The 1,813-nt window shown below is 51.1% G+C and carries 1 protein-coding gene; it reads right to left on the reverse strand.

Annotated elements, in window-relative coordinates; translation table 11 throughout:
- Positions 1-153 precede the first annotated feature (153 nt).
- Positions 154-1,632 (reverse strand): PLP-dependent aminotransferase family protein, encoded by a 1,479-nt coding sequence (locus tag SQ11_RS15225; RefSeq protein ID WP_041515051.1) that lies wholly within the window; start codon positions 1,630-1,632, stop codon positions 154-156.
- Positions 1,633-1,813 lie beyond the last annotated feature (181 nt).

Consider the following 1,813-nt stretch of genomic DNA (forward strand, 5'->3'; position numbering starts at 1 on the left):
ATGGATCGGTGTTTTTTATGTCCGTTTTTTGATCGCTCCGTCCTGCGTGGTGAGTTGAATCGCCGGAAAATAATGCCGGGGATCCAAGGATTTAATGAAGAGTAGCATGGAGTGTGCCGCGGATAGCTCAGCAATCAGCTGGCGGGACTTAGGTTAACCTGTTGGCAATCCTGCAAACGCATCGGCGATTCGCCGAATACCTGCTCTGATCTGGTATTCATTAAGAGATGCAAAACCAAGTATCAGCGTACGAGCGCTATAGTCACATTTTCCATAATCGTAAGCGGTACCAGAACCCATGGCATAAATACCTACTCCATGGCGGAGTGCGAGTGCCTGGAGCTGAGGAGCATCAGGATAGTTTTTTGGTAGATGCCAGGCCAGATGGAGGCCGCTTTCCAGTCCGGAGACGTGAACCGCACCAAAATGCTGCCGTAAGGCTTCGATGAGGCAGTCACGGCGCTTGCAATAAACATGGCGCATTCGCCTTAAATGATTGCCATAGGCGCCACTCCGGATGAATTCAGCCATTGTTGCCTGATCCAACCAGGCATGTCCATTATTCAGCAATGCCTTGGCCGAGCGCGCCGCCTGAATCAACGTCTTAGGCACCACCAGGTAACCCAGACGCAACCCAGCACCCATGGATTTGGAAAAAGTACCCAAATACATTACACAACCATAATCGTCGAGACCCATGAGCGCCGTCAAGGGAGAGCCGCGATATCGGAAATCCGAATCGTAGTCATCCTCAATAATATATGCCCCGCAACGCCGAGCCCAGTCGAGCAGTTTCAAGCGACGCTCGATCGGTAACGTGAAACCGAGCGGATACTGATGTGAGGGGGTCACATACAGGAGCATGACCCCTTCCTTTGGCAACTGTTCGACGTCCAATCCGGCTTCATCTACAGGCACGGGGACCAATTTTGCATAGTAGCTCTGGAAGAGGAGTGCAGCTCCCTCATAGCAGGGATTCTCCGTAGCTACCAGCGTTCCATCCTTTATCAAGAGGCGAGCCGCTAAGTTCAATCCCTCTTGGGAACCGGCGGTAATGATTACCTGATCGGATGAAACGCTAATTCCACGCGCTATCCCAAGGTGATCCGCGACGACTTCTCGTAACTGGAGCAATCCGCCCGGGTCGCCGCATTCGGTAAAGTGAGTACCGGACGAAGTGAATGTCCTGTTGATAAAGCGGCGCCATATTTTCTGAGGGAATAAGTCAAGGTCGGTACGATCCGGAAAAAAGTCAAAATCCAGATGTCGAGCGTTGTTTCCCGCCTGTTTTTGTCCGGTAAAGGGGATTACTGGCTGCTTTACCATCTCCCCTTGAACTGGAATTGAGACAGCAATTCTACGGGTCGCAGCCAGGCAAGTTTCAGGCAACTCAAGATTTACGTATGTTCCAATCGCCTTCCTGGCTTGTAGATAGCCTTCAGCCATTAGACGATCGTAGACAAGAAGGACGGTATTCCGGGAAGTGCCCAGTTGCTCAGCAAGCACACGGCTGGCGGGTATAGGGGTGCCGGGTTTAAGTTTTCCGCCAAGGATCAGATGGCGTAATTGTTCAAAAATCTGCCCTTGCAGCGATTGCGGGCTGCTGTGATCCAGTACAATGGGAATTGCCATATTTTTATCTACCGGCACGCCTGTACGCTGTATCGTGTCCCTGACAAATATTCAATCTGGTGGTAGAGGAACGCCAATTTCGTTCAGCGTGTGCTGACGATTAGCAAATATGATAGGGGAAGTGCGCCAGTTAAAATGCATCTCATCCCCGGGAAATCAGCGAATTAATCACCCCTCGTCT

The organism is Nitrosospira sp. NpAV (genome assembly GCF_000832065.1).
In the GTDB taxonomy this organism is placed as follows: Bacteria; Pseudomonadota; Gammaproteobacteria; order Burkholderiales; family Nitrosomonadaceae; genus Nitrosospira.

Coding starts and splice junctions, on each gene's coding strand:
- SQ11_RS15225 (WP_041515051.1), bottom strand. CDS start 1,632: ATGGCAATTCCCATTGTACTGGATCACAGCAGCCCGCAATCGCTGCAA.